Consider the following 3,184-nt stretch of genomic DNA (forward strand, 5'->3'; position numbering starts at 1 on the left):
AAAAAATGAATGTGCGGTGATTTATTTTTGAAATTCTTGAAATTATATCAAAAATTTAGAGTTTTGACGGAGAGACTAAGGAATTTACACACTTAGATGGACAGACCCGACTGATGATTAAAAAGCAAACTCATTACCTAAGACTTTCTATTTTAGAACAAGTACAATTTATTAAAAGATTGTTCTATATCTATGACTAAAAATAGCTAATTCTAAGGTTCAAAATCCTGTATTTACAGATCCCTTTATTCTACTTCTAAATTTCCAATAGAATCAGATTAACATACTCAGTATAGTTGTAGTCATACAATGAGAATTGGAATATTAACAAAAATGCCAAAGCTACTATTGCTTTGTATTTACCTAATATATGGAATAAATAGCCTAATTTAACCTTATATTGGCTACTAACTAAATAATAGGATATTCTTTGTAATCTTAAACTCCAGTTTTCTGATGGCTCTTTACGTATCCAAGAATTTTTTGATATTATCATTTAATAAACCTATTTTTTTATTTGGCATTGACTCTAAATTTATGATATAAAATAAATGTACAGTTTTCAAGTAAAAAACTTTTTTAGGAGTAAAATTATGAATCATGGTGGAAAAAGAATAGGAGCTGGGCGACCAAAGGGACAAGGTCGCTATGGCACATCAACAAAAGCAGTTCGGGTTCCGGACTATTTAGTTGAAGACATAAAAGACTACTCATTAAACGGTGGCTACAAAGTACCATTTTTTAGTTCGATGGTTGAAGCAGGATCCCCTTCCATAGCAGAAGATCATGTTGAAGAAATGCTTGATATGAATAGCTTACTTATAAAAAATCCACATACTACTTTCTGTGTCAAGGTAACTGGTCTATCGATGATAGATGCCGGAATTTATGAGGGAGATAAATTACTTGTGGATAGCAGCATCACTCCAGTTGAAGGAAAAATTGTTGTTGCAGCGCTTGATGGTATGTTGACCGTAAAACGTCTTGGTTATATTGATAAAAAACCTTATTTACTCCCAGAGAATCCTAACTTTGATCCAATACCCATTTTAGAGAATTCGGAGGTTCACATTTGGGGAGTTGTAACTAATATATTAAGAAGTTTATAAGGAGAAACTTATGCTATATGAAGTAGAAAATCTAGAAAAAGCCAGAAATTTTTTATCGACAGCTAGAACAAAAATTATACTCACTAATCCGCAAGGTAGTACTAGATATTATGGAATGCGAGTGATTGATTATATTTTCAAAACTCTGCGGCAAGAATTTCCTGATAAAATAGGTGGGGTAATTGTTAATGCCTATGATGATTATTCAGCTTTTGTTAGTGCAAGAAAATTGGGCTACAAAGAAATCCAATATTTTAATAGAGCTGCATGATAAGGTTTATAATACCAATTTCTTATTGCTTTTTTTATAAAATTTGACTACAAACACTATGGAACTATTTAGCAGCAATCGTTTGGATTGTTATGGTAGTTTGGCCAGGTAGCAAAATGGTAATGCCGTGGACTGCAAATCCTCTATCGCCGGTTCGATTCCGGCTCTGGCCTCCACTTATCTTGATACATATATATTGGAACTTAGAACTAATTCGAGCGAATTATTAAAAATGCAATATATCGAACAATTCTTAGAAATGGCCTTGGCAGAAAGAGGAATTGCCGAGAATACGCTAATAAGTTACAAACGAGATTTATTAGATTTTAAAGTTTTTTTACAAAAAATAAAAACAGAAGAACTAAAAGTTACTTCAGATAATATTGAACGATACATAAACCTGCTAAGTAATAATGGAATTTTACCTCGTTCTATAAATCGAAAAATATCAACATTAAAGAATTACTACAACTTCCTAATCAGTGAACATTATGCTGAATATAATCCAGTACTAATTGTAGATTTACCAAAATACCAAAATAAACTCCCTAGCGTAATGTCTGTGGAACAAATCAGAACATTACTCAATTTTTACGATAACACTGAATCAATAGAAGTGGTGCGTCTTAATGCAATGATCCACCTTATTTATGCAAGTGGCCTTAGAGTGAGCGAGCTGATCTCGTTAAAACTAGTGGATATGGTAAGTGGCGGTGGCTCACTACAAGTCAGAAAATCATTTGCTGTGAAGGGAAAAGGCGGTAAAGAGCGGATGGTTGTAATTAATGATAAAGCTAAAACAGCTATTGAGAATTACTTAAAAATAAGAGAAGAATTTTGCCGCGGCAAATCATTAAAAGCAAACACTTTTTTCTTTTCCAGCAGTTCTAGCTCTGGCCATATGACACGCCAAAATTTTGCACAACTTCTAAAAAAAGCAGCTATCCAATCTGGATTGGATCCAACAAACGTATCACCACACGTCCTGAGGCATAGTTTTGCCAGTCACTTGCTTGAAGGTGGAGCAGATTTACGAGTGATCCAAGAACTACTTGGTCACTCTGATATAAGCACAACTCAGATATATACCCATGTTCAGACAAATCATCTGAAGAAAACTTTAAAAAACTTTCATCCTCTCGAACGTAAAGAACTAATATAGTAAATTAACTTGAAGTAGGGATAGTTAATTTTAGAGCAAGCATCTCAGCCTAGGTTGCAGTGAGCACAGGCGAAACTTGCTAAATTGGCGTCCCTATTTTAACCTGAGTTTGATATAAAAAGTGAATATTTTTGAAAAATCAGAATGGAAAGTCTGTTATCTTGAGTTAAGCTCAGGATGACGTTCAGGTTAGTTAGTCCCTCCGTCAAAACTCTCCCCGCCTGAATTAACAAGGGGTTTCATGTCATAAACAGCTTACAAAATCCATAAGAAAATGGTATAATTACCGCATAAAGCTTACGGATTTTAAAATTATGCCTATAGAAAATATTACTTTTCTCCAAAAACAAGAAAGGTTATTTGAAGAGAAATTATCTACAAAACTAAATCCTAAAAACAAGTTATATAAACTAAGGGATTTAGTAAATTGGTCTGAACTTGAAGCCAGAGCATTGCCTAACATTGAAATCAAGCAATTTGGTAGAAATAAGAAAGATCATAGAGTAATGCTAGCACTATCAATGCTTCAAGCTATGTACAACGGTTCTGATTCGTTTACGGAGGAAGAGCTAAAGGAAAATATTTATTGGCAATATTTTTGTGGTTATGAATATTTGCAGCAAGATCTTGATGTGTCTGAAG

Annotated in this window: 4 protein-coding genes and 1 tRNA gene; all 5 read left to right on the forward strand. The window is 33.4% G+C overall.

Going from position 1 to position 3,184, the window contains the following annotated elements:
* Positions 1-593 precede the first annotated feature (593 nt).
* Positions 594-1,109, forward strand: a complete 516-nt coding sequence (locus tag Megvenef_RS08210; RefSeq protein WP_322777461.1) for a LexA family protein — start codon at positions 594-596, stop codon at positions 1,107-1,109.
* Positions 1,110-1,119: 10 nt separating this feature from the next.
* Positions 1,120-1,380 (forward strand): hypothetical protein, encoded by a 261-nt coding sequence (locus tag Megvenef_RS08215; RefSeq protein ID WP_322777462.1) that lies wholly within the window; start codon positions 1,120-1,122, stop codon positions 1,378-1,380.
* Positions 1,381-1,482: 102 nt separating this feature from the next.
* Positions 1,483-1,556 (forward strand) — tRNA-Cys (locus Megvenef_RS08220).
* Between the two features lie 56 nt (positions 1,557-1,612).
* Positions 1,613-2,542 (forward strand): site-specific tyrosine recombinase XerD, encoded by a 930-nt coding sequence (gene xerD / locus Megvenef_RS08225; protein WP_322777463.1) that lies wholly within the window; start codon positions 1,613-1,615, stop codon positions 2,540-2,542.
* A 314-nt stretch (positions 2,543-2,856) separates the two neighbouring features.
* Positions 2,857-3,184, forward strand: a 328-nt coding sequence (locus tag Megvenef_RS08230) for a transposase (protein WP_322776028.1), incomplete at its 3' end; no start/stop codon positions are given.

Source organism: Candidatus Megaera venefica (assembly GCF_034554655.1).
Classification (GTDB): domain Bacteria; phylum Pseudomonadota; class Alphaproteobacteria; order Rickettsiales; family Rickettsiaceae; genus Megaera_A; species Megaera_A venefica.

What these genes read in the sequence shown, in the direction of transcription:
- Megvenef_RS08210 (WP_322777461.1), top strand. Translation starts at nt 594, where the DNA reads ATGAATCATGGTGGAAAAAGAATAGGAGCTGGGCGACCAAAGGGACAA.
- xerD (WP_322777463.1), top strand. Translation starts at nt 1,613, where the DNA reads ATGCAATATATCGAACAATTCTTAGAAATGGCCTTGGCAGAAAGAGGA.
- Megvenef_RS08215 (WP_322777462.1), top strand. Translation starts at nt 1,120, where the DNA reads ATGCTATATGAAGTAGAAAATCTAGAAAAAGCCAGAAATTTTTTATCG.